Source organism: Bailinhaonella thermotolerans (genome assembly GCF_003594875.1).
In the GTDB taxonomy this organism is placed as follows: Bacteria; Actinomycetota; Actinomycetes; order Streptosporangiales; family Streptosporangiaceae; genus Bailinhaonella; species Bailinhaonella thermotolerans.
Window position 1 is genome coordinate 80,549 of the sequence record NZ_QZEY01000013.1, and the last position, 25,514, is coordinate 106,062.

The 25,514-nt window shown below is 73.5% G+C and carries 22 protein-coding genes; 7 read left to right on the forward strand and 15 right to left on the reverse strand.

The genetic code is table 11. The features are described from left to right. Positions 1–41: 41 nt before the first annotated feature. Genes D5H75_RS27470 through D5H75_RS27485 form a run of 4 tightly spaced genes read right to left on the reverse strand, consistent with a single transcriptional unit; the run spans position 42 to position 4,025 of the window. Positions 42–1,091, reverse strand: coding sequence for a sugar ABC transporter substrate-binding protein (locus D5H75_RS27470; RefSeq protein WP_202638565.1), 1,050 nt, complete (start codon positions 1,089–1,091; stop codon positions 42–44). Positions 1,092–1,119: 28 nt separating this feature from the next. Then, the gene (locus tag D5H75_RS27475; RefSeq protein ID WP_119929447.1) at positions 1,120–1,869 is read right to left on the reverse strand and encodes an SDR family NAD(P)-dependent oxidoreductase; all 750 of its coding nucleotides are present in this window, start codon (positions 1,867–1,869) and stop codon (positions 1,120–1,122) included. Then, positions 1,866–3,155, reverse strand: a complete 1,290-nt coding sequence (locus D5H75_RS27480) for an enolase C-terminal domain-like protein (RefSeq protein WP_119929448.1) — start codon at positions 3,153–3,155, stop codon at positions 1,866–1,868. The genes D5H75_RS27475 and D5H75_RS27480 overlap by 4 nt, the downstream gene beginning before the upstream one ends. A gap of 3 nt (positions 3,156–3,158) precedes the next feature. Continuing rightward, positions 3,159–4,025 carry a fumarylacetoacetate hydrolase family protein gene (locus D5H75_RS27485; RefSeq protein ID WP_119929449.1) on the reverse strand — a complete coding sequence of 289 codons (867 nt, stop codon included), beginning with the start codon at positions 4,023–4,025 and terminating at the stop codon, positions 3,159–3,161. Positions 4,026–4,246: 221 nt separating this feature from the next. On the opposite strand from D5H75_RS27485, the gene D5H75_RS27490 reads away from it, so the two are divergent. The 3 genes from D5H75_RS27490 to D5H75_RS27500 all read left to right on the forward strand — a co-directional run bounded on the left by D5H75_RS27490 (position 4,247) and on the right by D5H75_RS27500 (position 6,217). After that, the gene (locus tag D5H75_RS27490; protein WP_119929450.1) at positions 4,247–4,951 is read left to right on the forward strand and encodes a FadR/GntR family transcriptional regulator; all 705 of its coding nucleotides are present in this window, start codon (positions 4,247–4,249) and stop codon (positions 4,949–4,951) included. Between the two features lie 49 nt (positions 4,952–5,000). Then, entirely contained in the window at positions 5,001–5,312 is a 312-nt protein-coding gene (locus D5H75_RS27495) for an L-rhamnose mutarotase (RefSeq protein ID WP_119929451.1), read from the forward strand. 233 nt (positions 5,313–5,545) lie between these two features. Then, positions 5,546–6,217: a class I SAM-dependent methyltransferase gene (locus tag D5H75_RS27500; RefSeq protein ID WP_119929452.1), complete on the forward strand. Its 672-nt coding sequence runs from the start codon at positions 5,546–5,548 to the stop codon at positions 6,215–6,217. Positions 6,218–6,341: 124 nt separating this feature from the next. Here the strand turns inward: D5H75_RS27500 and D5H75_RS27505 are convergent, their stop codons facing one another. From D5H75_RS27505 to gatC, 4 genes are all read right to left on the reverse strand, one after another. Continuing rightward, a complete protein-coding gene (locus D5H75_RS27505) occupies positions 6,342–7,775 on the reverse strand; it encodes a carboxylesterase/lipase family protein (protein ID WP_202638566.1) in 1,434 nt (477 codons plus the stop codon). A 264-nt stretch (positions 7,776–8,039) separates the two neighbouring features. Then, entirely contained in the window at positions 8,040–9,542 is a 1,503-nt protein-coding gene (gatB, locus tag D5H75_RS27510) for an Asp-tRNA(Asn)/Glu-tRNA(Gln) amidotransferase subunit GatB (RefSeq protein WP_119929453.1), read from the reverse strand. A gap of 150 nt (positions 9,543–9,692) precedes the next feature. Further along, on the reverse strand, positions 9,693–11,144 hold the full coding sequence (gene gatA, locus D5H75_RS27515; RefSeq protein ID WP_242454567.1) for an Asp-tRNA(Asn)/Glu-tRNA(Gln) amidotransferase subunit GatA: 1,452 nt from the start codon (positions 11,142–11,144) through the stop codon (positions 9,693–9,695). Positions 11,145–11,179: 35 nt separating this feature from the next. After that, positions 11,180–11,479 (reverse strand): Asp-tRNA(Asn)/Glu-tRNA(Gln) amidotransferase subunit GatC, encoded by a 300-nt coding sequence (gene gatC, locus D5H75_RS27520; RefSeq protein ID WP_119929455.1) that lies wholly within the window; start codon positions 11,477–11,479, stop codon positions 11,180–11,182. Between the two features lie 322 nt (positions 11,480–11,801). Between gatC and D5H75_RS27525 the strand changes: the two genes are divergently transcribed. Further along, positions 11,802–12,080, forward strand: a complete 279-nt coding sequence (locus tag D5H75_RS27525) for a DUF6458 family protein (protein WP_119929456.1) — start codon at positions 11,802–11,804, stop codon at positions 12,078–12,080. Here the strand turns inward: D5H75_RS27525 and D5H75_RS27530 are convergent. Together D5H75_RS27530 and ligA are read right to left on the reverse strand one after the other, a co-directional pair. After that, complete coding sequence (locus D5H75_RS27530) at positions 12,056–14,146, reverse strand: putative bifunctional diguanylate cyclase/phosphodiesterase (protein ID WP_119929457.1); 2,091 nt, start codon at positions 14,144–14,146, stop codon at positions 12,056–12,058. The two genes, D5H75_RS27525 and D5H75_RS27530, sit on opposite strands and share 25 nt — an antisense overlap. 403 nt (positions 14,147–14,549) lie before the next feature. Next, a complete protein-coding gene (gene ligA / locus D5H75_RS27540) occupies positions 14,550–16,724 on the reverse strand; it encodes an NAD-dependent DNA ligase LigA (protein WP_119929458.1) in 2,175 nt (724 codons plus the stop codon). A 185-nt stretch (positions 16,725–16,909) separates the two neighbouring features. On the opposite strand from ligA, the gene D5H75_RS27545 reads away from it, so the two are divergent. Beyond that, entirely contained in the window at positions 16,910–18,064 is a 1,155-nt protein-coding gene (locus tag D5H75_RS27545; RefSeq protein ID WP_119929459.1) for a cysteine desulfurase family protein, read from the forward strand. A gap of 15 nt (positions 18,065–18,079) precedes the next feature. Here D5H75_RS27545 and D5H75_RS27550 read toward each other — a convergent pair whose 3' ends face one another. Further along, complete coding sequence (locus tag D5H75_RS27550; RefSeq protein WP_119929460.1) at positions 18,080–19,753, reverse strand: class I adenylate-forming enzyme family protein; 1,674 nt, start codon at positions 19,751–19,753, stop codon at positions 18,080–18,082. A gap of 231 nt (positions 19,754–19,984) precedes the next feature. Next, entirely contained in the window at positions 19,985–21,025 is a 1,041-nt protein-coding gene (locus D5H75_RS27555) for a DUF695 domain-containing protein (RefSeq protein WP_119929461.1), read from the reverse strand. A 184-nt stretch (positions 21,026–21,209) separates the two neighbouring features. On the opposite strand from D5H75_RS27555, the gene mnmA reads away from it, so the two are divergent. Further along, on the forward strand, positions 21,210–22,283 hold the full coding sequence (gene mnmA / locus D5H75_RS27560) for a tRNA 2-thiouridine(34) synthase MnmA (protein ID WP_119929462.1): 1,074 nt from the start codon (positions 21,210–21,212) through the stop codon (positions 22,281–22,283). 58 nt (positions 22,284–22,341) lie between these two features. Here mnmA and D5H75_RS27565 read toward each other — a convergent pair whose 3' ends face one another. The 3 genes from D5H75_RS27565 to D5H75_RS27575 form a co-directional block, all read right to left on the reverse strand. Beyond that, entirely contained in the window at positions 22,342–22,983 is a 642-nt protein-coding gene (locus tag D5H75_RS27565; protein WP_119929579.1) for an MBL fold metallo-hydrolase, read from the reverse strand. 138 nt (positions 22,984–23,121) lie between these two features. Then, positions 23,122–23,802, reverse strand: coding sequence for an SDR family NAD(P)-dependent oxidoreductase (locus tag D5H75_RS27570; protein WP_119929463.1), 681 nt, complete (start codon positions 23,800–23,802; stop codon positions 23,122–23,124). A gap of 153 nt (positions 23,803–23,955) precedes the next feature. Then, positions 23,956–24,675 (reverse strand): SDR family oxidoreductase, encoded by a 720-nt coding sequence (locus tag D5H75_RS27575; RefSeq protein WP_119929464.1) that lies wholly within the window; start codon positions 24,673–24,675, stop codon positions 23,956–23,958. A gap of 49 nt (positions 24,676–24,724) precedes the next feature. Between D5H75_RS27575 and D5H75_RS27580 the strand changes: the two genes are divergently transcribed. Continuing rightward, the gene (locus D5H75_RS27580) at positions 24,725–25,333 is read left to right on the forward strand and encodes a TetR/AcrR family transcriptional regulator (protein ID WP_119929465.1); all 609 of its coding nucleotides are present in this window, start codon (positions 24,725–24,727) and stop codon (positions 25,331–25,333) included. Positions 25,334–25,514 lie beyond the last annotated feature (181 nt).

Consider the following 25,514-nt stretch of genomic DNA (forward strand, 5'->3'; position numbering starts at 1 on the left):
CGCCGGTCGCGGCGCCGCGCGGGCGCCGCCGACGGCGTGGACTACTTGACGCTGTTGCCCCACAGGGCCTTGTCGTCGACGTTCTCCTTGGTCACGAGAGGCGCCGCGAGCTGGTCCTCCAGCAGGCCGTTCGGCAGCTTGACGATCTCGCTGTCGTGGTCGGTCGGGCCGGGCCGGAACGTCTTGCCCTCCATCGCGGCCTTGACGTAGAAGAGCCCGTACCTGGCGTACGCGTCGGCCGGCTGGGACACGGTGGCGTCGATCTCGCCCTTGCGGATCGCGTCGAACTCCTGCGGGATGCCGTCGTTGGAGACGATCACGATGTGCTTGTCGTCGCCGGCCGGGCGCAGCATCCCCTTGCTCTTGAGCGTCTGCAGCGTCGGCGCCAGGTAGACGCCGCCGGCCTGCAGGTAGATGCCCTTGACGTCGGGGTTGGCGTTGAGCAGGCCGTCCAGCTTGGCGGCGGCGACGTCGGACTTCCACTCGGCCGGGATCTCCAGCACCTTGATGTCCGGGTAGTTCGCCTTCATGCACTGGTTGAACGCCTCGGAGCGCTCCCGGCCGTTGACGGAGGCCAGGTCGCCCTGGATCTGCACGACCTTGCCCTTCTTGACCTGGTCGCCGATGTGCTTGCAGGCCTTCTCGCCGTACGCCCGGTTGTTCGCGCGGACGATCATGAAGACCTTGCCGCTCTCGGGGGCGACGTCCACGGCCACCACCGGGATCCCCTTGTTCTCGGCCTGGCGCAGGCCCGCGACGATCGCGGCGCTGTCGAGCGGCGAGACGACGATGCCCTTCACGCCCTGGGTGACGAGGTTGTTGATGTCCGTCACCTGCTGCGCGGGGTCGGAGTTGGAGTTGACGGTCGGCAGCGTCTCGACGCCGAGCTCCTTGGCCATCCGCGGCACGTAGTTGTTGTACGCCTGCCAGAACGGCGAGGTCAGGAGCGGCAGGACGACACCCGCCCGGCCCGCCTCGGCCCCGGCCCCGCCGGCCGCGGGCCTGGCGGCGTCCTTGGTGCTGCCGCAGCCCGCGGCGAGCAGCGCGGACAGGGCGAGCACGGCTGTCGCCGCGAGCTTCTTGCTGATCATCGTCGCCTCCATGCGAGATGTCGTGTGCTCAGTTCCTCGGCCGGAGCCGCAGCCCGGCCATTCCGCCGTCCACCGCGAGCCAGGTCCCGGTGGTCGCCCCCGACACCGGGCCGGCCAGGTACGCGATGGCCGCGGCCACCTCCTCGGGGGTGACCAGCCGCCCGGTCGGCTGCCGGGCGGCCAGGGCCGCGCGCTCGGCCTCGGGGTCGTCGGCCGCGTCCAGCAGCCGGCCGACCCAGGGGGTGTCCACGGTCCCGGGGTTGACGCAGTTGACCCGGATGCCCTCCCGCACGTGGTCGGCGGCCATGGCCAGCGTCAGCGACAGGACCGCGCCCTTGGACGCGGAGTACAGCGCCCGGTTCGGCAGCCCCGCCGTGGCCGCGATCGAGCAGGTGTTGACGATCGCGGCGTGCGCGGACTCGCGCAGGTACGGCAGGGCCGCCCGCGTCGTGCGGACCATGCCGAGCACGTTGACGTCGAGCACGCGGCGCCACTCGTCGTCGTCGTTGTCCTCGACGGTGCCCTGCGCCCCGATGCCCGCGTTGTTCACGAGCACGTCGATCCCGCCCAGCGCCTCGGCGGCCCGCCGTACGGCGTCGCGCACGGAGGCGTCGTCGCTCACGTCGGCGCGGACGCCGATGAGCGGGGCGTCCACCTCGGGGTTCAGGTCCAGGCAGGCGACGCGGGCGCCCCTGCCGAGGAGGGTCCTGGCGGTCGCCAGGCCGATGCCGGAGGCGCCGCCGGTGACGACCGCCCTGATTCCGTCGAACTCCGTCACTGCCAGACGCTCCCTTCGGGATAGGCGTAGGCGGTCAGCGTCTCCGCCCTGATCTCGGCCGACATGCCGGGCGCGGTGGGCGTGACGTAGTGGCCGCCCTCGATGACCACCGGGTCCAGGAAGTGCTGGTGCAGGTGGTCGACGTACTCGATCACGCGGTCCTCGACGGTGCCGCTGACCGCGACGTAGTCGAACATCGACAGGTGCCGCACGACCTCGCACAGGCCCACGCCGCCCGCGTGGGGGCAGACGGGCACGCCGTACTTGGCGGCCAGCAGCAGGATCGCGACGTTCTCGGTGACCCCGCCCACGCGGCAGGCGTCGAGCTGGAGGATGTCCAGGGACCCGGCCTGGAGCATCTGCTTGAAGATCACCCGGTTCTGCACGTGCTCGCCGGTGGCCACCTTCACCGGCGCGACCGCCCGCCGGATCGCCGCGTGCCCCAGCACGTCGTCCGGGCTGGTCGGCTCCTCGATCCAGTAGGGGTCGTACGGCGCCAGCGCGGCCATCCACCGTTCCGCCTGCGGCACGTCCCACCGCTGGTTGGCGTCCACGGCGATGCGGACGCCCGGCCCCACGGCCTCGCGGGCCAGCCCCATGCGGCGCACGTCCTCGCCGAGGTCGGCGCCCACCTTGAGCTTGATCTGGGTGAAGCCCTCGGCGACGGCCTCGCGCGCCAGCCGTACCAGCTTCTCGTCGTCGTAGCCGAGCCAACCGGGGGTGGTCGTGTAGGCCGGGTAGCCGCGCTCCATGAGCCGCTTCTCGCGCTCGGCGCGGCCGGGCTCGGCGGCCCTGAGCAGCTCGACGGCCTCCTCGCGGGTGAGCGCGTCGCTCAGGTAGCGCCAGTCCACGAGGTCGGCGATCTGGTCGGGGGTCATGTCCGCGAGCAGCTTCCACACGGGCTTGCCCGCGACCTTGCCGGCCAGGTCGAACGCCGCGTTGATGATCGCGGCGGCGGCCATGTGGGAGGCGCCCTTCTCGGGGCCGAGCCAGCGGAGCTGGGAGTCGTGGGTCAGCCTGCGGGCGAAGCCGCCCAGGTCGCCGACCACCTCGGCCACGTCGAGGCCGGTCACGAGCGGGGCGTGGGCGTTGATCGCCGCCACGCAGACGTCGTTGCCGCGGCCGATCGTGAAGGCGAACCCGTGCCCGTGCTCCGCGCCGTCGGTGCGCAGGACGACGTAGGCGGCGGAGTAGTCGGGGTCGGGGTTCATCGCGTCGGAGCCGTCCAGCTCGCGCGAGGTCGGGAAGCGGATGTCGAAGGCCTCGACGGCCGTGATCGTCGCCATCGCTCAGGCCTGCCCGGCGGTCTGCCGCTGGCGGCCCAGGCGGTCGATCTCCAGCTCCATCACGTCGCCCTCGCGGAGGTAGGGCCGGCCGGGCAGGCCGAGGGCGACCCCCTGGGGCGTGCCGGTGTTGATCACGTCGCCGGGGTCGAGCACCATGAACTGGCTGAGGTACCAGACCAGGTGGTCGACGTCGAAGATCATGTCGGCGGTGGTGCTGTTCTGGCGCAGCTCGCCGTTGACCCACAGGCGCAGGCCCAGCGCCTGCGGGTCGCCCACCTCGTCCGGGGTGACCAGCCAGGGGCCGAGCGGGTTGAAGGTCTCGCAGGACTTGCCCTTGACCCACTGGCCGCCGCGTTCGAGCTGGAACTCCCGCTCGGAGACGTCGTTGCTGATCGCGTAGCCGGCGATGTGGCGGCGCGAATCCCGCGGGGACTCCAGGTAGCGGGCCTGGCTCCCGATCACCACGGCCAGCTCGACCTCGTAGTCGGTCTTGACGCTGCCGCGCGGGATCAGGACCTCGTCCTCTGGTCCGACCACCGTGTTGGACGCCTTGAAGAAGACCACCGGCTCCTCCGGCACGTCCATGCCGGACTCGGCCGCGTGCTCGCGGTAGTTCAGGCCGACGCAGACCACCTTGCCCGGCCGGGCCACCGGGGCGCCGAGGCGGGAGCCGTACGGAAGCTCGGCGGCGGGCTCGATCGGGCGCAGCTCACCGGACCGGAGCGCGGCGCGGACCCGGTCGGCGCCGCCCCCGGCGAGGAAGTCCGCGTCGATGTCCCGGGTCAGGCCCGAGAGGTCGAGCAGCACGTCGTCGCCGGTGAGGAGCGCGGGCCGCTCGGCCCCGGGCGCGCCCACGCGCAGGAGCTTCACTGGAAGTGTCCCCCTATCAACCGCCGACACCCTGGCGGTATCGTTCTTGTCTGACCACTTTGTCGGATCTCTCGGCTTCATCTCGCGCACTTACCGGACATATCCGGGAGATCAGCGATAATTGGTATGACAACTCATACTTGGGGACAATCGAGGGTGTCAAGACGTCACCCTTGATCGACAGACGGTCGGGACACGGGCGTGATGTGGAGAGGTGCGCGTTGGATCAGAAGGCGGCGAAGATCTCGGTCACCCAGCGGGCGATCGAGCAGATCAAGGCGATGATCGCCGAGGGTGAGCTGCGGGCCGGGCAGCGCCTGCCCACCGAGCGCGACCTGTCCGCCGACCTGGGGCTCTCCCGCAGCTCGATGCGGGAGGCGATCCGCGCGCTCACCGCGATGGGCGTGCTGGAGGCCAGGCACGGCGCCGGGGTCTACGTCACCCAGCTCGCGCCCAGCGACCTGCTGGAGACCTTCGGCGTGGTGGCCGAGATCTCCCGGGGCGCGACCCTCGTCGAACTGCTCCAGATCCGGCGCATCCTGGAGCCGGCCGCGACCTCGATGGCCGCGGCCCGGGTCACCGACGCGCAGCTCGCCGTCATCCACACCCACCTGGAGGAGATGGCCGCCAGCGAGCAGATCGAGGAGTTCGTGGCCGCCGACCTGGCGTTCCACCGGGACGTCGTGGCCGCCGCGGGCAACGCCACGCTGGCCGCGATCATCGACGGCCTCTCCACCCGCACCTTCCGCGCCCGGGTCTGGCGCGGCCAGAAGGAGAAGGGCGTGCTCTCCCAGATGCACCTGGAGCACGTGCGCATCTACCGCGCCCTGGCCGCGCGCGACCCCGAGGCCGCCAGCGCCGCCGCGGCCGTGCACGTCGGCGAGGTGGAGAACTGGCTCCGCGAGAACATCGCCGACTTCGAGTGACCCCTCCGGCCCCTTCCCGCGAACCCCGCGACCGACCCGAGGAGACCCCATGCGAGTGGCGCTGCACACCCGCGTCCGCGCGGACAAGATCGACGAGTACGAGGCGGCCCACCGGGAGGTGCCCGCGGAGCTGGTCGCCGCGATCAAGGCGGCCGGAGCGCACGAGTGGACCATCTGGCGCAGCGGCCAGGACCTCTTCCACGTGATCGAGTGCGACGACTACGCGCGGCTCCTCGCCGAGCTGGAGAACCTGCCGGTCAACGTGGCCTGGCAGGCCCGGATGGCGGACCTGCTGGAGGTCGTCCACGACTACTCGGGCGCGGGCGCCGCCGCCGGGCTGCCGGAGGTCTGGCGGCTCTGACGCCCGTCCCCGGCCGCGCGGGGACGGCCCTGACAGCCCGTTCCAGCGCGGGGGACGGCCCTGACAACCCGTCCCGGCCGAGTACGGGGACGGGCGAGACGGTGACCGGCGTGACGAGGACGGGCCTGACGAGGACGGACGTTCCGGGGCGGACGTGCCGGGGCCGGGACGGGCGTGGCGGGGCGCCGGGGGGCGCGCCCGGGCGGCCGCCGGGTGGGCTAGGGTCCTCCCCCATGACCGAACCCTCCTACCTGACCGCGACCAGAGCGGGATACGACTCCTTCGCCGCCGAGTACGCCGAGGCCGCCGCTGACGAGCTCGGCGAGAAGCCGTTCCAGCTCGCCATGCTGGCCGAGTTCGCCGAGCGGGTGCGCTCGGCGGGCGCGGGACCGGTGGCCGACATCGGCTGCGGGCCCGGCCGCGTGTCCGCCCACCTGGCCTCGCTCGGCGTGGACGTCTTCGGTCTCGACCTGTCCTCGGAGATGATCGCGCTGGCCCGCCGCACCTACCCGGGGCTGCGCTTCGACGTGGGCGCCATGCCGGACCTGGACCTGGCGGACGCCTCCCTAGGCGGCGTGCTCGCGTGGTACTCCGTCATCCACCTGCCGCCGGAGCTCCTGCCCGCGGCCTTCGCCGAGTTCCGCCGGGTCCTGGTCCCCGGGGGTCACCTGCTCCTCGCCTTCCAGGTCGGCGACGAGCCGCTGCACGTGAGCGAGGCGTTCGGCCACGAGGTCGCCCTGGACTTCCACCGCCTGCGGCCCGAGCGCGTCTCGGACCTCCTGGAGGACGCCGGGTTCCGCGTGGACGCCCGCCTCGTCCGCGGGCCCCACGACCCGGGGACCTCGGAGACCAGGCTCACCGAGAGGATGCCGCAGGCCTACATCCTGGCCTCCGCCCCGGCCTGACCCCGGTTCCGATCCTCCCGCCGCGCCGCCGTCCCGGCCCGATCCGGTACGGCTCCCGCCCGCGCGCGGCCCGCCGTACGGGCTCATGCCGTACGGCGGGCTCGCGGGGCGTCGCGGGGGTCGGTCAGTCCACCGGGGGGAAGCCGCGTGGGCCCCAGAGGGCGCGCGAGGCGGCCTCGGGGTCCGGGACGTCGGAGGGGGTCACGTCGAACAGGTGCGTGACGGCGGTGTCCGCGTCGTGGCGCGGCCAGCCGGGGTCGCCGGTGCGGGCGAAGGCGGTCCAGGCGGCGCGGAACTGCTCCGACAGGTTCGCCGCGTCCGGGGAGCCGCCGGTCAGCATCCGGGCGAAGTCGCCGTCCAGCACGCCGAAGGTGAGCGGGAGGTCCAGCGCGTGGCAGGCGCCCAGCGGCGAGGGCGACCAGGTCAGCTCGTAGGCGTACGTCGTCCCCCGGTGCGCGTCGGCGAGCAGGGCGCTGGGCATGCGGAACAGCCAGTCCGACATGAGCGCGGTGTAGGCGGCCCGGGCGTCGCCGCGGTACAGCTCGGCCGCGCCATCGGGCGCGAGCGCGGCCAGGGCGACGGGCAGGCGGGCGTCCAGGTCCAGCGTCGGGTCCATGGCCGTGAACAGGGCGTACTCGTCCCTGTTGAAGCCGGCGACCAGCTCCACGCCGGCGGCGTCGCCCCGCGCCAGGCCCTCCCACGGCGTCACCGGCAGCACCTCGCCGTCCACCACGGGCGAGAAGCAGGTCGGCGTGAGGGCGATCGGCCCCCAGGTCTCCACGTCTCCCGGCATCACCTTGGTCATGAACGCCGAGGCCGCCTCGATCACCGCCTCGGGGGCGGCCTCCAGCGGGTTCCCGCCGGGGAGCAGCGCGGTGATCGCCGCGCCCACCCGGCCGGCGTACTCCGCTGAGAAGAACGTGCCCGGCACGCTCTGCGCGATCGCCCGCCGGAACAGCCCGCGGGCCGAGGGCATGACCATCAGCGAGGCGACGCCGCCCGCGCCGGCCGACTCCCCGAACACGGTCACCAGGTCCGGGTCGCCGCCGAACGCCGCGATGTTCTCGCGCACCCAGCGCAGCGCGGCCACCTGGTCCAGCAGGCCCCGGTTCGCCGGGACGCCCGGGACCTGGCCGAATCCCTCCATGCCGACCCGGTGGTCGAACGACACGACCACGACGCCCGCGGCGGCGAGCCGCGTCCCGTCGTACTCCGGCATCCCGGACCAGCCGGAGATGTACGCGCCGCCGTAGATCCAGACCATGACCGGCAGCCCGGACCCGCCGGGATCCGGGGTCCACACGTTCACCGTGAGGCAGTCCAGGCCCTCGCCGGAGCTCCACGGCCGCATGCCGGGACCGCCCTCGTGCTGGGGCGGCCGCGGCCCGAACGCGTCCGCCTCGCGGACCCCGTCCCAGGGCTCGGCGGGCGCGGGGGCCCGCATGCGGTGCTCGCCGAACGGCGGCCGCGCGAAGGGGACGCCCTTGAAGGAGGCCACGCCGCCGGTCTCACGACCGCGTACGGCTCCCGACGACGTGCGCACGATGGGTTCGCTCAACGCCCCGCCTCTCCGACTGCTCCGGCCGGCCGTTCCGGCGCGGATCGGGTTTCGGGCCTCCCCCGGCGACCCGGAGATCGCATACCTCCCGCCGAAATTAGCGAAAGCCGCATCTCCCGCAAAAGACGTCCGGCGGAGAAGACCCCCGCCCCGCGGAGAAGACCGCGGCGCCTCGGGAAGACCTCCGCGCCCCGGGAAAGCCCGCTGCCCGCCATCCGGACGGATGACGGGCAGCGGGCGAGATCGGGGCCGGGTCGCTCGCGGTCAGGCGGCGCCGAGCTTCTCCAGGATCAGCTCCCGGGCGCGGCCGGCGTCGGCCTGGCCGCGCGTGGCCTTCATGACCGCGCCCACGAGGGCGCCGGCCGCGGCCACCTTGCCGGAGCGGATCTTGTCGGCGACGTCCGGGTTGTCGGCGATGACCTGGTCGATCACCGCGCCCAGCTCCTCGTCGCCACCGACGATCTTCAGGCCGCGCGCGGCCACGACCTCGTCGGGCTCGCCCTCGCCGGCCAGCACGCCCTCCAGGACCTGGCGGGCCAGCTTGTCGTTCAGCGTGCCCTCGGCGACCAGCGCCGCCACCCGGGCGACCTGCGCCGGGGTGACCGCCAGCTCCGCCAGCGGCGTGCCGGACTCGTTGGCGCGGCGGGCCAGCTCGCCCATCCACCACTTGCGGGCGTCCGCCGGGGTCGCCCCCGCGGCGATCGTCGCCTCGACCGGCTCGACCGCGCCCGCGTTCAGCATCGCCTGCATGTCCAGCTCGGACACGCCCCACTCGGACCGCAGGCGCTTGCGCCGCACCGAGGGCAGCTCGGGCAGGCCGGCGCGCAGCTCCTCCACCCAGGCGCGGTCGGGGGCGATCGGCACGAGGTCGGGCTCGGGGAAGTAGCGGTAGTCCTGCGCCTCCTCCTTGGACCGGCCGGACGTGGTCTCGCCGGTGTCCTCGTGGAAGTGGCGCGTCTCCTGGATGATCGTGCCGCCGTCGGCCAGGATCGCCGCCTGCCGCTCGATCTCGTGGCGCACGGCCCGCTCGATCGACCGCAGCGAGTTGACGTTCTTGGTCTCGGTGCGGGTGCCCCACTCGGAGGAGCCGCGCGGCATCAGCGACACGTTGATGTCGCACCGCATCGAGCCCTCCTCCATGCGCACGTCGGAGACGCCCAGCGCCCGCATCAGCTCGCGCAGCTCCGTGGCGTACGCCCGGGCGACCTCGGGGGCGAGCCGGTCGGTGCCCTCGACGGGCTTGGTGACGATCTCCACGAGCGGGATGCCGGCGCGGTTGTAGTCCACGAGCGAGTAGTCCGCGCCGTGGATGCGCCCGGTGGCCCCGCCGACGTGCAGCGACTTGCCGGTGTCCTCCTCCAGGTGGACCCGCTCGATCCCGACCCGCACGACCTCGCCGTTCACCTCGACGTCGAGGTAGCCGTCGAAGCACAGCGGCTCGTCGTACTGGCTGATCTGGAAGTCCTTCGGCATGTCCGGGTAGAAGTAGTTCTTCCGCGCGAACCGGCACCACTCCGCGATGGAGCAGTTCAGCGCCAGGCCGATCTTGATCGTCGCCTCGATGGCCGCCGCGTTGGCGACGGGCAGCGACCCCGGCAGGCCCAGGCAGACGGGACAAACCTGCGTGTTGGGCGCCGCCCCGAAGGTCGTGGCGCACCCGCAGAACATCTTCGACGCCGTCCCCAGCTCAACGTGCGTCTCCACACCCAGCACCGGCTCAAACCGGCCCAGCGCCTCGTCGTACGGCATCAGCGTCGGGGTAGTCATTGCGATTCGTCCTCGATGTCCATCGTCGGCCCTGGCCAGGGCTCCAGATCGTCGGTTACAGCCTAGTGTCCGCCGCGTCCGCTGCTCGGGTCGCGCGGACGCGGGCGGGTGGCGGGGAACGGCGGGACGCCCGCCGTTCCCCTCCGGGTGCTACAGGGCGGGGGCCTTGTCCAGCAGGGGGGCGCCCCAGCGGGACTGGAGGGCGGCCTCCACCGCGGCGCCGACCCGGTAGCAGCGGTCGTCGCCGAGGACGGGGGCCATGATCTGGAGGCCCACCGGGAGGTCGTCCTCGTCGGCGAGACCGCAGGGGACGGAGATCGCGGCGTTGCCGGTCAGGTTGGACGGGATGGTGCACAGGTCCGCGAGGTACATCGCCATCGGGTCGTCCGCGCGCTCGCCGATCCTGAAGGCGGTCGTCGGCGTGGTCGGGCTGATCAGGACGTCCACCTGCTCGTAGGCCGCCTCGAAGTCGCGGGTGATGAGCGTGCGGACCTTCTGGGCCTGACCGTAGTAGGCGTCGTAGTAGCCCGAGGACAGGGCGTAGGTGCCCAGCATGATGCGGCGCTTGACCTCGGGGCCGAAGCCGGCCGCCCGGGTCAGGGCCATGACCTCCTCCGCCGAGCGGGTGCCGTCGTCGCCCACGCGCAGGCCGTACCGCATCGCGTCGAACCGGGCCAGGTTGGAGGAGGCCTCGGACGGGGCGATGAGGTAGTAGGCCGGGAGGGCGTAGGTGAAGGACGGGCAGGAGACCTCGACGACCTTGGCGCCCAGGGACTCCAGCAGGTCGCACGCCTCCTGGAAGCGGGCCAGGACGCCGGGCTGGTAGCCCTCGCCGGAGAACTCCTTGACCACGCCGATGCGCATGCCGGACACGTCGGCCTGGCGCGCGGCCTCGACGACCGGCGGGACCGGCTGGTCGATGGAGGTGCTGTCGAGGGGGTCGTGGCCGGAGAACGCCTCGTGCAGGAGGGCCGCGTCCAGGACGTTCCGGGCGAACGGCCCCGGGGTGTCCAGCGAGGACGCGAACGCCACCAGGCCGTACCTGGACGAGCCGCCGTAGGTCGGCTTCATGCCCACGATGCCGGTGACCGCGGCGGGCTGGCGGATGGAGCCGCCCGTGTCGGTGCCGGTGGACAGGGGGGCCTCGAACGCCGCGACCGCCGCCGAGGAGCCGCCGGACGAGCCGCCGGGGACGCGGGTCAGGTCCCAGGGGTTGTGGCTCGGCCCGAAGGCGGAGTTGTCGGTGGACGAGCCCATGGCGAACTCGTCGAGGTTGGTCTTGCCGAGGATGACCAGGCCGGCGGCGCGCAGGCGGGCCGTGACGGTCGCGTCGTACGGCGGCTGCCAGCCCTCCAGGATCTTCGAACCGCAGGTGGTGGGCATGTCGGCCGTGGTGAAGATGTCCTTGTGCGCGACCGGGACGCCGGCCAGCGGGCCCAGCTCCTCCCCGGCGGCGCGGCGGGCGTCCACGTCACGGGCCTGCGCGAGCGCGGACTCGGTCGCGACGTGCAGGAACGCGTGGACCTTGTCGTCCACCTCGGCGATGCGGTCCAGGTGCGCCTGGGTCACCTCGACGGCGGAGACCTCGCCGGAGGCGATCATGGCGCCCAGTTCCGCGGCGGTGCGCCTGGTCAGGCTCACGCTTCCTCCTCCAGGATCCTCGGCACGCGGAAGCGGTCCTCCTCGACGGCCGGCGCGGCGGCCAGCGCGTCGTCGGGCGCCAGGCCCGGCCGTACCTCGTCGGGCCGGAAGACGTTGGTGAGCGGCAGGGCGTGCGAGGTCGGCGGGATGTCGCCGGCGGCGACCTCGCGCACTCGGGCTACGGACTCGATGATCTGGTCGAGCTGGGCGGCGAAGTGGTCGAGCTCGTCGTCGGCCAGCGCCAGCCGCGACAGCCGAGCGAGATGCGCCACCTCGTCACGGGTTATGGCGGACATGGATCGCAGATTCCTAGGTCAGGGAGCGTTGTGGAAGACTTCCCCGCCATCCTAGGGGGCCGCGCCCGTGAGGCCGACTCGATATCCGCCCGGCGGCCCGCCCCGCGCCCCCGGACCCGCGCCGTATGACGGGCGGGCCCGCCCCGCGCCCCGGCCCCCGGCCCGCACCCCGGGCCGCGCCGTACGGCGGGCGGGGCGTCCCGCGGCACGGCCGCGCGCGTTGACCCTGGGCTGGGCTAATCGTGACCGACGTTTGAGACGCGGGGGCGGGAGATAACTGGACGTAGCGCGAGCGATGTGACGACGCAAAGGAGTGAGCGCGGTGACCATCGCAGGCGGAATCATCCTGATAATGATCGGCGCCATCCTCACCTGGGCCGTGGACTACGACCTGGCCGGGATCGATATCAACGTCGTCGGGGTCATCCTCATGCTGGGCGGCCTCGCCGGGACGATCGTGGGGATCATGCGGCTCCAGGCGGCCCGGCGCGCCGTGGTCGAGCCCCCGGTCCGCGAGGTGCACGACGAGACGCGGCCCCTGGGCGGGACCACGCGGCGCGTCCGCGAGGAGCGTTACTACAACGACCCCCCGGCCGTGTAGGGAAGCCGGTCCTGGGTGGCGTAGCCGCCCAGGACCATCGGGGACTCGTCCTTGCCGAGGTTCTCCTTGAGCCACAGGGTGGCCTCGTCGGCGGGCAGCGGCTCGCCGAACCACCGGCCCTGCGCGGCGTCGCACCCCATCTCCCGGAGGGTGCGCGCCGTCTCGGCGTCCTCGACCCCCTCGGCCACCGACCGGACCCCGAGTGAGCGGGCCAGGTCCACGAGCGACCGGACGACGCGCGCGTCGTCGGCCGACTCCCGCAGCTTCCCCACGAACGATCGGTCGATCTTGACCTCGCTGACCGGGAGCCGCTGGAGCCGCACCAGCGAGGAGTAGCCGGTGCCGAAGTCGTCCAGGGCCAGCGTGACGCCCATGCGGGCCAGGGAGCGCACGGTCTCGGCGGTGTACGCCTGACCGGTCATGAGCACCCGCTCCCCCACCTCCAGCAGCAGCGCGCACGAGGGGACGTCGTGCCGCTCCAGCGCCTTCTCGACCACCTCGGGCAGGCCGGTGTCGAGCAGGTCGCGCGCCGACACGTTGATCGAGACCGGGACGCGCCAGCCGTTCTCCCACCACCGCGCGGCCTGTTCCAGCGCCTGGTCCACCACGTGCTGGGTCAGCAGCCGCATCAGGTAGGACTGCTCGGCCAGCGGCACGAAGTCGTCCGGCCACACCATGCCCCGGTCGGGGTGCCGCCAGCGCACCAGCGCCTCCACGCCCACGGGGACCCGGTCGGCCAGCCGCACCTTGGGCTGGTAGTGCAGCACGACCTCGCCCCGGTCGAGCCCGCGCCGCAGGTCGCCGAGCAGGTGCAGGCGCGCCGGCGAGTTGCGATCCTTGTCGGGGGCGTACGTCTCGACGCCGGTGCGGCTCTCCTTGGCCAGGTACATCGCGACGTCGGCGCGCTGGATCATCAGGTCGAAGTCGGGCGCGTGATCGGGGTGGAGGACGATGCCGACGCTGGCGTCCAGGTCGAACGTCATGCCCTCCAGGCGCACGGGCTCGGCCAGCGCGGCCCGCAGCCGGGCGGCGACCTCGCGGGCGGCGGCCTCGTCCCGCACGGACGGCAGCAGCACGGCGAACTCGTCCCCGCCGAGCCGGGCGACCACGTCACCCGGGCGCACGCTGTGGGTCAGGCGGTGGGCGATGAGCTGGAGCAGCCGATCGCCCACCGGATGCCCCAAAGTGTCGTTGACCTCCTTGAACCTGTTGAGGTCGAGCAGGAACAGGCCGACGCGCCCGCGCGACTCCTCCAGGGCCGCGGCGGCGCGCAGGGCCAGCAGCTTGCGGTTGGGCAGGCCGGTGAGCGGGTCGTGCATCGCCTGGTGGTCGCGGCGCACCGAGAGCGCGGCGGTGAAGTAGACGGCCACGATCGGGGCCACGAACAGCGGCACGAGCGCGCTGGAGTGGTGCATGACCACGACGACGACGGGGGCGAGCCCGAGCAGCGCCAGGTGCACGAGCGACTGGTAGCCCAGCGTGGCCCGTACCACGCGCCACACCGGGCGGCGTTCGTGCAGGGCGACGGCGCCGCACACGAGCAGGTCGGTGACCAGGAAGTACGCCACGCCCGCGAGCAGCACGACCCCGATGTCGCGGCCGGAGGGCACCCAGGGCGCGGCCGGGTCGGGCCGTATCCCCGCGAGCCGGAGCACGCCCGAGGCGGCGGCGAACCCGAGCGTGAGCTGAGCGGCGTTGAAGGCCACCCTGAACCACGCCTTGCGGGTGACGATGCCGCTCACGACGATCGCGACGGCCTGGAGGAGCGCCGCGGTGGGCAGCCCGAAGTGCAGCAGCGCGGCGAACGCGAACATCGTCGAGGTGGTCGCCCCGCCCATCGCGTGGGACCCCGGGGTGACGACCGGCCGCAGCTCGCCGAACACGACCAGCACCGCCAGGATCCAGAACAGCGGCTCGTGCAGCAGCCCCGCGAACTCCCGCGGGCCCATCAGGAACAGGGCCGCCACCAGGGCGGACGTGCCGATCAGGGTCACGCCCGCGAGGTAGCCCCACAGCGGGGAACCGCGGCGCGGCCCGATGTCCCTGGTGTCGGTCGGATCCTTCATCACGTCCTCGGCTGCCGTGCCCCGGGTCAAGGGCGGGTCAGGCGACCGGCAGCGAAAGGTAGACGACTGGTCACTATGGGAGAGTAAGGCTTCCACACGACTTCGCGAAACCGATTGGGCACGTTCCGTGAAGTTTGAGCAGGTCCGGGTTATTCAAATTGTTGAATCTATTCAGACTTCCTCAAGGTTCGCCAGGTTCGCCAGGGTCCCCCGCGTCCGGAACGACCCCTGGTACGGCTCGCGCGCCGGGCGGGACGCCGTACGGCCCAGACGGCCCAGGCCGTACGGCCCGCGCGGGCGGGACGCCGTACGGCCAGGCAGGTCAGGCAGGTCAGGCAGGTCAGGCAGGTCAGGCAGGTCAGGCGGTCCAGGCGACCCGGGCGGTCCAGGCGCCTCAGGCGATCTAGGCGTCCTCGGGGGGGACGGCGGCCTCGCGGGCGCGGTCGGGGCCCTGCTCCAGGAGCACGCGGAACCCGGCCTCGTCGAGGATGGGGACGCCCAGCTTGACCGCCTTGTCGTACTTCGAGCCGGGGTTGTCGCCCACGACCACGAACGAGGTCTTCTTGGACACCGAACCGGTCACCTTGCCGCCGAGGTCCTGGATGGCCTCGGTCGCGCCGTCGCGGCTGAAGCCCTCCAGCGAGCCGGTGACCACGATCGCCAGCCCCTCCAGCGGGCGCGGGCCCTCGTCGGCCCCCTCGTCCTCCATGCGGACCCCGGCGGCCCGCCACTTCGCGACGATCTCGCGGTGCCAGTCCTCGGCGAACCACTCGCGCACGCTCGCCGCGATCGCCGGGCCCACGCCCTCGGCCGCGACCAGCTCCTCCTCCGACGCCGCCATGAGCCGGTCGATCGAGCGGAAGTTGCGCGCGAGCTCCCGCGCCGCGGCGGGTCCCACGTGCCGGATCGACAGCGCCACCAGGACGCGCCACAGCGGCTGCTCCTTGGCCTCCTCGAGCTCCCGCAGCAGCTCGTCCACGACCTTCTTCGGCTCGCCCTCGGCGTTGGCGAAGAACGTCACGACCTTCTGCTCGCCGGTCTCCGGGTCGAGCTTGGGCAGCCCGGTGTCCTGGTCGCGCACGACCGTCTTGATCGGCAGCAACTGCTCGACCGTGAGGTGGAACAGGTCGCCCTCGTCCCGCACCGGCGGCTCGGCCGGCTCCAGCGGCTGGGTCAGCGCCGTCGCGCCGACGTACCCCAGCGCGTCGATGTCGAAGGCGTTCCGGCCCGCCACGTGGAACACGCGCTCGCGGATCTGCCCCGGGCAGTAGCGCGCGTTGGGGCAGCGCAGGTCGGCGTCGCCCTCCTTCTCCGGCCGCAGCGCCGTGCCGCACTCGGGGCAGTGCCCGGGCATCTGGAACTCGCGCTCGGTGCCGTCGCGCAGCTCGGTGACCGCGCCCACGATCTCCGGGATCACGTCCCCCGCCTTGCGGACGATCACCGTGTCCCCGATCAGCACGCCCTTGCGGCGCACCACGTCCTCGTTGTGGAGGGTCGCCCGCTGCACCACCGAGCCCGCGACCGTCACCGGCTCCATCACGGCGTACGGCGTCGCGCGCCCGGTGCGGCCGATGCCGACCTGGATGCCGAGCAGCCTGGTGTTGACGGTCTCCGGGGCGTACTTGTACGCGATGGCCCAGCGCGGCGCCCGGCTCGTGGAGCCCAGGCGGCGCTGGAGCGCGATCCGGTCCACCTTCACCACCACGCCGTCGATCTCGTACGGAGGGTCGTGGCGGTGCTTCTCGTAGTGGTCGACGTACGCTTGCACGCCCGCGAGGTCGGGCACGACGCGATAGCGGTCGCTCGTCGGCAGCCCGAAGCCCTTGAGCAGGTCGTACGTCTCGGACTGGCTCGCCGGCGCCGGGCCGCCCTCCCAGCGCCCGAACCCGTGGACGAGCATGCTCAGCGGGCGCTGCGCGGTGATCCGGGGGTCCTTCTGGCGCAGCGACCCGGCGGCGAAGTTGCGCGGGTTGGCGTACACCCGCTCCCCCGCCTCCGCCGCCCGCGCGTTCAGCTCGTTGAACGCCTCGACCGGCATGAAGACCTCGCCCCGCACCTCCAGCAGGTCCGGGACGTCGTCCCCGGCCAGCCGCTGCGGCACCTCGGCGATCGTGCGCACGTTGGCGGTGACGTCCTCGCCGACCCGCCCGTCGCCCCGGGTCGCGGCCCGCACGAGCCGCCCCTTCTCGTAGACGAGCGCCACGGCCAGGCCGTCGATCTTCAGCTCGCAGAGGTACGGCCCCGCGTCGCCGACCTCCTTCTCCGCCCGCGCCGCCCAGGCCGCGAGCTGGTCGGGGCTGAACGCGTTGTCCAGGCTCTGCATCCGCTCCAGGTGCTCGACCTTGGCGAAGTCGGACCCCAGCGGCGCCCCCACCCGCTGCGTGGGCGAGTCTGGCGTGCGCAGGTCCGGGTGGCGCTCCTCCAGCTCGTGCAGCTCGCGCATCATCGCGTCGTAGTCGGCGTCGCTCACCGAGGGCGAGTCGAGCACGTAGTACCGCCAGTTGTGCTCGTCCACCTCCTGCGCCAGCTCCGCGTGCCGCTCCCGCGCCGCCGCCGGGGTCTCGAACTCCGCGCTCATCTCCAGCCTCCCTGCTCACACCGCTCGCGCCGCCGCCCCCGGCCGGCCTCGCCCGGGGCTCGCGGCGGCAGGTTCACCTTACGGAAATCGCCCGCCCGGGACCGCCATCCCGGCGCCGCCGCGCCGCCGTACGGCGGGGCTCGGGTCGGGGCCGGGCGAGGCGGCCCATATAGGCTGGGGGCGCCATGGTGTACCTCGATCACGCCGCCACGACTCCCATGTCGCCCGAGGCCCTCGACGCGATGACCGCGGAACTCGGGCGGGTCGGCAACGCCTCGTCCCTGCACGCCGCGGGACGCCGCGCCCGACGGAGGGTCGAGGAGTCCCGCGAGACGATCGCGGCGGCGCTCGGCGCCCGGCCCAGTGAGGTGATCTTCACCTCGGGCGGCACCGAGGCGAACAACCTGGTCGTGAAGGGGCTCTACTGGGCGCGGCGCGCGGCCGACCCCCGGCGCACCCGCGTGCTGGTCAGCGCGGTCGAGCACCACGCCACCCTGGACCCGGCGCAGTGGCTCGCGGAGAGCCAGGGCGCGCGGGTGGACCTGATCCCCGCCGACGAGCACGGCCGGGTGCACCCCGAGGCGCTGCGCGAGGCCATCGGCGACGACCCGGGCAGCGTGGCCCTGGTCAGCATGATGTGGGCCAACAACGAGGTGGGCACCGTCCAGCCCGTGAAGGCGCTGCGCGAGGTGGCCGCCGAGCACGGCATCCCGTTCCACACCGACGCGGTGCAGGCCGTCGGGCAGCTCCCCGTGACGTTCGAGCAGAGCGCGATGACCATCAGCGGCCACAAGGTGGGCGGGCCGATGGGCGTGGGCGTGCTGCTGCTGGCGCGCGGCGTGGACCCCGCGCCGGTGCTGCACGGCGGCGGCCAGGAGCGCGACGTGCGCTCGGGCACCCTGGACACGCCCGCGATCGTGGGCATGGCGGTGGCCGTGGACCAGGCGGTCGCGCGGCAGGAGGAGCAGGCCAAGGTCCTGACCGAGCTGCGCGACGAGCTGATCGCGCGGGTGCGCGCCGAGGTCCCGGACGTGATCCTCAACGGCGACCCGGTGGACCGGCTGCCGGGCAACGCCCACTTCTCGTTCCCCGGCTGCGAGGGCGACGCCCTGCTGATGCTGCTGGACGCCAAGGGCATCGAGTGCTCGACCGGCTCGGCGTGCTCGGCCGGCGTGGCCCAGCCGTCCCACGTCCTGCTGGCGATGGGCGCGGACGCCGTACGCGCCCGGGGGTCGCTCCGCTTCACCCTCGGGCACACCTCGACCAGGCAGGACGTGGAGGCGCTGGGGAACGTGATCGCCGGCGCGGTCGAGCGGGCCCGCCGCGCCGGCGTGAGCTGAGGCCCGGGAGCCGGCTCAGGCTCCCAGGATCTCCTTCCTCAGGTGCGTCTTGAGGATCTTGCCGCCGGGGTTCCTCGGCAGCTCCTGCTCGCGGAACCAGATCCGCGCCGGGACCTTGAAGTGGGCGATCCGCTCGGCCAGGAACTCCCGCAACTCCTCCTGCGTCGCCCGCGCGCCCGGCTTGAGGCAGACGACCGCGCCGACCTCCTCGCCCAGCTCGTCGTGCGGGATGCCGATCACCGCCGCGTCGTCCACCGCCGGGTGCTCGAAGAACGCGGCCTCGACCTCGGCGCAGTAGATGTTCTCCCCGCCGCGGATCAGCATGTCCTTGGCGCGGTCCACGATGTAGATGAACCCGTCCTCGTCGATGCGGGCCATGTCGCCGGTGTGCAGCCAGCCGTCCACGAAGGTCATCGCGGTCGCGTCGGGCCGGTTCCAGTACCCCTTGATCACGTTGGCGCCCTTGACGCACAGCTCGCCGACCTCGCCGGCGGGCAGGTCCTCGCCGCCCGGGCCCACGACCTTGGCGTCCACGATCGCGACCGGCAGGCCGATGCTCTCGGGGCGCTCCAGGTAGTCCACGCCGCCGTTGAAGACCGCCAGCGCCGTCGTCTCCGTCATGCCGTAGCCGTTGCCCGGGGTGCGCTTGGGCAGGAGCTCGGTGATGCGCTCGACCAGCTTGGGCGGGGCGGGCGCGCCGCCGTACGACACGGAGTTGAGGCTGGAGATGTCGTACTTGCCGAACGAGGGGGCCGACAGGAGCTGCCAGGCGTTGGTGGGCACGCCGTTGAAGACCGTCACCTTCTCGCGCTCGATGAGCTGGAGCGCCCGGTCCGGGTCCCACTTGTACATCAGGACGAGCTGCCCGCCGGTGAAGACCGTCGCGGTGAGCACGGCGAAGCAGCCGGTGACGTGGAACAGCGGCACGGTGAGCAGGGTGACGCGGCGCGGCCCGGCGGCCTCGGCGGCGGTCTTCCCCGCGCGCATCGCGGTGCGCAGCAGCGCGTACGCCACGGTCATCGGGGACTGGCCCAGGTTGCGCTGGGTGACGAGGGCGCCCTTGGGCTTGCCGGTGGTGCCCGAGGTGTAGAAGATCGTGGCGTCGTCGTCGGGGTGCAGGTCGATCGCCGGCATGGTCACGTCGGCCCGGACCTCGCCGAGCACGTCGGCGAACGCGCGGGCGCCGGCGGGCAGGTCCCCCTCGGCCCGCGCCACGATCATCGGCACGTCCACGCCGGCCAGGCGCTCGGCCCGCTCGCCGTCCGCGATGAGCACCTTGGCGCCCGAGTCGCTCAGGCCGTACTCCAGCTCCTGCCGCGTCCACCAGGCGTTCAGCGGCACCACGACGGCCCCGGCCGCCGCCGCGCCGAAGAACGACACGATCCACTCGGGGAAGTTGCGCATCGCCAGCGCGACCCGGTCGCCCTTCTGGACGCCGTACTCGTCGACCAGGCGGTTCGCCAGCGTCACCGCGCGCCGGAAGTGCTCCTCGAACGTGATGTGCTCGTCCTCGTAGGCGATGAAGACGTTCTCGCCGTGGAACCGGGACATCTCCAGCAGGGCCCGCACGTCCTTGGGGGCGTGTTTCCACGTGCGGGTCCGCACCCCGCGCACGTCGATCTCTTCCATCTCGAACAACTGGCCCGGGCCGGTGAGCTCGGCGGTCACCTCTGCCAAGGGTCGGGTCATCGAACGCTCCTCGGGGGATTCGGAGTCGGATCGGGGTGAAGCCTCGGGATACCTCGGTGGTCTGGTCGCTCGGTGGTCTGGTCGCTCGGTGGTCTGGCCGGCGGAGTGGCCGCCCGGGCGCGGAGCGGTCCCGGGGACGGCCGGGGAGGCGCCCGGCCTCCGGCGCGGGTTCCGCCCCCGGCGCCGGGCGTTCTCAGGTTTCTGGCGTTCTCGCGGGTTTCCCGCGTTTTCTCAGGATAGGAACGGGGCCACGGCTGTCCAGGCCGGATCCGGGTGGGCCTCCACCCGCCCCCGGCCCTCGGGCCACCGCGCGACCAGGCTCTTGAGAGCGCCGGCCACGGAGGCGTCCGGATCGGCGTACACGTGGAAGACCCGCGTCCGGTCGCTGCTCGTGTGCGCGACCAGCACCGCCCCGGACCCGCTCCCGTCGTACGGCGACTCGCCCAGCGCGGCCTGGAGCCCTTCCTCGAACTCGCGCAGCGCGTCGAGCGAGTCCCCGGTGGGGAAGCCCTCGTCGTCCGCGGTGCGGTAGGGCAGGGTGATCGCGATGTGCTCGTCGAACAGCGGGTGGTCCACGGGCCGCAGCGGGTAGCGCGTCATGGCCGCCAGGGGCGATCCCCGGCCGGTCTCGCCGCGCATCAGCGCCCACTGGTCGGGCTGGACGTCGGCGGCGACGTCGGCCACGACGGCGGGCAGGTGCAGCGCGGGGACGGCGTCGATGGGCGCGGCCGTCGCGGCGGCCACGTCCCCGATCCAGCGGGCGACCTCGTCCTCGCCGAGCAGGGCGTCCAGCGCGGCGTAGGCCGCCTCAAGGCGCGCGTCCTCCGGCAGGTCCGGGAAGACCGGGTGGTAGGCGGTCACGTCCACGCGGACGCCGTTCCTGGGCACGCGCAGGCCCAGGACCAGCTCGGCCAGGTCCAGCCGCCGCCCGCCCGCGGTGACGTGCCCGCCCGCGGCGTCGGCCCTGGCCGGGCGCGCGTCGCGGAACTCCCACGTGGCGTCGGGCGGCGGCGCGGCCAGCAGCCACCGCCGGGTGGTCGAGCGCAGTGACAGGTCGCCGGCGGCGCTGAGGACCAGCGCGTGCGGCGCGGCGCTGCCCGGCGCCGTCTCCCAGGCCAGCCCCGGGTTCAGCCGCGCCACCGCGGGCGTGATCTCCGCGGCCAGGGCCTCGGCGTCACCCGCCGCCAGCGCCTTGTCCAGGCGTGGCCGGGCCTCCGCCCACCACTCCCAGAACTCCCGTATCGCGTTTCCCTTGCGCCCGAACAGTCGCATAGCCCGGAATCCTGGCAGGTGAGAGCCCTCCGAAGCAATGCTCTGGAGATCGTGATCGCGCCCGCTCCTTTGTCACCCGGCGTACGGGGCCGCCCGGCGCGTCGCGGGCGGCCCGCCGTACGGCGTGAGCGGGGCGGTCCGGGCGGGCCGAGTCGTACCCGGGGCGGGTAGCCTCGTAGGTGCCATGAGCCTTCGTGTACTTGCCGCCATGTCCGGCGGCGTCGACTCCGCCGTCGCGGCCGCGCGCATCGCCGAGATGGGGCACGACGTCACCGGCGTCCACCTGGCCCTGTCGTCCAACCCGCGGTCCTACCGCACCGGCGCCCGCGGGTGCTGCACCATCGAGGACTCCCGGGACGCCCGCCGCGCCGCCGACGTCATCGGCATCCCGTTCTACGTCTGGGACATGGCCGAACGCTTCCACCACGACGTGGTCGAGGACTTCGTCAGCGAGTACGCCGCCGGCCGCACGCCGAACCCGTGCCTGCGCTGTAACGAGAAGATCAAGTTCGAGGCGGTGCTGGACCGGGCGCTGGCGCTGGGCTTCGACGCGGTGGCGACCGGGCACCACGCGCGGCTGTCCCCCGACGGCGTGCTGCGCCGCAGCGTGGACGCCGGCAAGGACCAGTCCTACGTCCTCGGCGTGCTCACCCGCGAGCAGCTCTCCCACGCGATGTTCCCCCTCGGTGACTCGACGAAGGCCGAGGTCCGCGAGGAGGCGGCGCGGCGCGGCCTGACGGTGGCCGACAAGCCGGACAGCCACGACATCTGCTTCATCGCCGACGGGAACACCCGCGCCTTCCTGGCCGACCGCCTCGGCGCGGCCCCCGGCCCGATCGTGGACGAGTCCGGCGAGGTGCTCGGCGAGCACGAGGGCGCCTACGGCTTCACGGTGGGCCAGCGCCACGGCCTCGGCCTCACCCGGCCGGCCCCCGACGGCCGCCCCCGCTACGTCCTGTCCATCGAGCCGGTGTCCAACACGGTCACGGTGGGCCCGCGCGAGGCCCTCAGGGTCACCTCGATCACCGCCGCCCGCCCGGTCTGGAACGGCCCCGGCGAGCCCCCCGCCGAGCCCTTCGCCTGCACCGTGCAGCTCCGCGCCCACGGCGAGGTGTACGGCTGCCGCGCCCAGCTCTCCGGCGACACCCTCCACATCGCCCTGGACACCCCGGCGACGGGCGTGGCCGCGGGCCAGGCGGCCGTCCTCTACGACGACGACGTGGTCCTGGCCTCCGCCACCATCACCGCCTCCTCCTAGACCCCCTCCTGGCCGGCCCCTCTCACGAGAGGCGGGGCCCTGGGGTCCGGGACCCAGGTCAGGCGGGGATCTCGACGGACTCGCCGGGCTTGAGTCGGCGGATGTCGGCCTCCAGGGTCTGGGCCTCCCGGCCGAGCTGGCCGTCCACCAGGGACAGGCCCACCTCGTTGAGCAGGCCGTCGTGGATGGAGTAGGCCCGCCGCGGGCGCACCTCGCGGAGGTAGTCGATCATCTCGGCGGCCTTCATCCACGGCGCGTTCGCCGGGGTGAGGAGGGTGCCCACGGGGACGCCGGGGACCGTGAACGCGTCGCCGGGGTGGAACACCTCGCCGTCCACCAGGAAGCCCACGTTGGGCACGACCGGGAGGTCGGGGTGGATCACCGCGTGGTCCCGGCCCAGGACCCCCACCTCGAAGCCCGCCGCGGTGAAGGAGTCGCCCTCCCCGACCACGCGCACGCGGGGCACCCCGCCGAGCTGCGCCGCCACCGCCCGGCAGGTCCAGATCTCCAGTCCGGGGCTCGACCGGGCGGCCTCGGCGACGCGCCCGGCCTCCAGGTGGTCGAAGTGCTCGTGCGTGATCAGCACCGCGTCGGCCCCGTCCAGGGCGGACGCCTCGGTCAGCGCCCCCGGGTCGATCACGAGCGTGCGGTCGTCCTTCTCCAGCCGCACGCACGCGTGCCCGAGCTTGGTCAGTCGGATCATGCCCCCACGTTCTCACAGTCCCCCGGCCCCGCCCCACCACCGCGTCCGCCGCCCGGCACGGCTCCCACCGGCCTCCCGCCGGCCTCCCACCGGCCGGTACGGCGGCGCCGTACGACGGGGACGGGCGGCGCGGGGTCACCAGGGGACGGGCCGCCCGTCCCGGAAGAACCCGCCGGTGGGGCCGCCGGCGGGGAGGGTGACGGCCCAGACCACGCTCGCGGCGCCCTCGGCGACGGGACGGCCGCCGGGGCCGCCCATGTCGGTGGCGACCCAGCCCGGGCACACGGCGTTGACCAGGAAGTCCTCGTGGCGCAGTTCGGCGGCCAGCATGCGGGTCAGGGCGTTGAGCGAGGTCTTGGAGAGGCTGTAGGCGGGCGTGCCGCCGCCCATCCCGGCCAGAGAGCCGCCCTCGCTGGAGACGTTCACGATCCGCGGGCTCGTGCTCTCCCGCAGCAGCGGCAGCAGCGTCATCGTCAGCCGCCACGGGCCGTACAGGTTGGTCTCCATCGCCTCCCGGACCACGTCCAGGTCGGCGGTCACGGCCCGCTGCCACGTGTCGTAGGTGATCGCCGCGTTGTTGACCAGCGCGTCCAGCCGCCCGTGCCGCGCGGCCACCTCGCGCGCGGCCTCCTCGGCGTCCTCCGCGGCGGTCACGTCGAGCCGCAGCGGATGGACGTCCCCGTCGATCGAGGCCGCCGCCTCCTTCGCGGCCCGCTCCGACCGCGCGGTCAGCAGCACCGTGTGCCCCTGTCGCGCGAGCTGCGCGCACACTTCCCGCCCGATGCCCCGGTTCCCGCCCGTGACCAACACGATCATGATCGTCCTCCCCCTCCGGTCGCCGGGGCCCCCGGCCGCGCGCCGGGGGCCGACCGGGCGCACGCGCCGTTCCGGCCTCGACCACGTGACGCTACCGCGCCCCCGGCCTCCCGCCGGCACACCGGGCCCTGGTCACCGGCGGGAGGGGAGGGATCAGGCGAGGGTGACGAGGCGCGCGCCGCCGTCGGTCTCCAGCACGGTGCCGGTGACGTTGGCGTTGGTGGCGGCGAAGGCGACGGCCTCGGCCACCTCCTCGGCGGTCGCGACGTGGCGGACGGGCAGCGCCCGTGACACGGAGGCGAACCACTCGCGCCGCGCGTCCTCGGGCATCCCGCTCCACCACGCGGTGTCGATCAGGCCCGGCGAGACGGCGTTCACCCGGATCGGGGCCAGCTCCGCGGCGAGGGGCTTGACCATGGACTCGATGGCGCCGTTGACGGCGGCCAGACCGGCCGTGCCCGGCATGTCATTGCGCGCGCTGATGGCGCTGATCAACGTGATCGAGCCGTCGGGCGCCAGGTGGGGCAGGGCCGCCTTGATCGCGGTCAGGTGGACCCAGAACTTGGAGTCGAACGCGCGCCGCAACACCTCCAGGTCGAGCTCGGCGACCGGGCCCATCCCCTCACCGCCGCTCGCCGCCACGACCAGCCAGTCCACCCGGCCCACCGACTCGACGACGGACCGCATCGCGTCGCCGTCGGCGGCGTCCGCCCGGTGGCCGACGAGGTCCGGGTCGCTCACGGCCAGCTCGTCGAGGCGCTCCTTGCCGCGTCCCACGATGTGCACCCGCGCCCCGCGCTCACGGAGCATGCGGGCGGTGGCCAGTCCGACGCCGGACGTACCGCCGATCACCAGGGCAATGCGCTGAGACATGACGCGCTCCTTAATTTCGAACCGTTGCGTCTCGCATTAAAGTAGACCCGTGACCGAGAACAGGCAACCGGCGACCGGGGCGAAACGTGGGCGCAAACGCAGCGAGGAGAGCCGGCAGGCGATCCTGGGAGCGGCGTTCGAGCTGGTGGACGAGGTGGGATACGCCGCCCTGACCATCGAGGGGATCGCCGCGCGGGCGGGCTGCGGCAAGCAGACGATCTACCGGTGGTGGCCCTCGAAGGCGCACGTGCTCATGGAGGCGCTCGCGGCCGAGGGCGAGCTGGGCGTGACCACCGCCGACCACGGCTCCTACGCCGCCGACCTGCGGGCCTTCCTGCGGGACACCTTCCGCCTCGGCGGCGAGCCGCGCATCGCCGGCCTCCTGCGGGTGCTGATCGCCGAGGCCCAGATCGACCCGCGGTTCGGCGAGGTCTTCCGCGCCGGCCTCCTGGAACGGCGGCGCGACGCCCTCCGGGTCGTCCTCGACCGCGCCGGGGAACGCGGCGACCTGCCCTCCAGGCCCGCCCCGGACACCGTCCTGGACATCGTGTTCGGCGTCCTGTGGTACCGCCTCCTGGCCATCCCCCAGCCCCTCGACGACGCCCTGGCCGACGACCTCACCGCCACCCTGGCCCCCTCCGCCGGGGGTCCCGCCTGACCACCCCGCCCGCCGCGCTCCCCGTACGGCGGAGCCGTGGCCCGCAGCACGCGGGCTCCACGGGGCGCGCTTCGCCGTACGGCGGGCCCGGCGGCCGCCGTACGGGACGGGCTTCGCCGTACGGGACGGGGCCGGGACGTGCGGGGCGGGCTCCGCCGTACGGACGGGATCGGGGCGGGCG

Bases quoted from the DNA above. Each gene is read 5' to 3' on its own strand.
- ligA (WP_119929458.1), bottom strand. From the start codon at position 16,724: ATGAGCGCGGAGTTCGAGACCCCGGCGGCGGCGCGGGAGCGGCACGCG.
- D5H75_RS27500 (WP_119929452.1), top strand. From the start codon at position 5,546: ATGACCGAACCCTCCTACCTGACCGCGACCAGAGCGGGATACGACTCC.
- mnmA (WP_119929462.1), top strand. From the start codon at position 21,210: ATGAGCCTTCGTGTACTTGCCGCCATGTCCGGCGGCGTCGACTCCGCC.
- D5H75_RS27495 (WP_119929451.1), top strand. From the start codon at position 5,001: ATGCGAGTGGCGCTGCACACCCGCGTCCGCGCGGACAAGATCGACGAG.
- gatB (WP_119929453.1), bottom strand. From the start codon at position 9,542: ATGACTACCCCGACGCTGATGCCGTACGACGAGGCGCTGGGCCGGTTT.
- D5H75_RS27570 (WP_119929463.1), bottom strand. From the start codon at position 23,802: ATGATCGTGTTGGTCACGGGCGGGAACCGGGGCATCGGGCGGGAAGTG.
- D5H75_RS27470 (WP_202638565.1), bottom strand. From the start codon at position 1,091: ATGATCAGCAAGAAGCTCGCGGCGACAGCCGTGCTCGCCCTGTCCGCG.
- D5H75_RS27480 (WP_119929448.1), bottom strand. From the start codon at position 3,155: ATGGCGACGATCACGGCCGTCGAGGCCTTCGACATCCGCTTCCCGACC.
- D5H75_RS27550 (WP_119929460.1), bottom strand. From the start codon at position 19,753: ATGACCCGACCCTTGGCAGAGGTGACCGCCGAGCTCACCGGCCCGGGC.
- D5H75_RS27555 (WP_119929461.1), bottom strand. From the start codon at position 21,025: ATGCGACTGTTCGGGCGCAAGGGAAACGCGATACGGGAGTTCTGGGAG.
- gatA (WP_242454567.1), bottom strand. From the start codon at position 11,144: ATGATCGCCTCCGGCGAGGTCTCCGCCGTCGAGGTGACCCAGGCGCAC.
- D5H75_RS27575 (WP_119929464.1), bottom strand. From the start codon at position 24,675: ATGTCTCAGCGCATTGCCCTGGTGATCGGCGGTACGTCCGGCGTCGGA.
- D5H75_RS27545 (WP_119929459.1), top strand. From the start codon at position 16,910: ATGGTGTACCTCGATCACGCCGCCACGACTCCCATGTCGCCCGAGGCC.
- gatC (WP_119929455.1), bottom strand. From the start codon at position 11,479: ATGTCCGCCATAACCCGTGACGAGGTGGCGCATCTCGCTCGGCTGTCG.
- D5H75_RS27530 (WP_119929457.1), bottom strand. From the start codon at position 14,146: ATGAAGGATCCGACCGACACCAGGGACATCGGGCCGCGCCGCGGTTCC.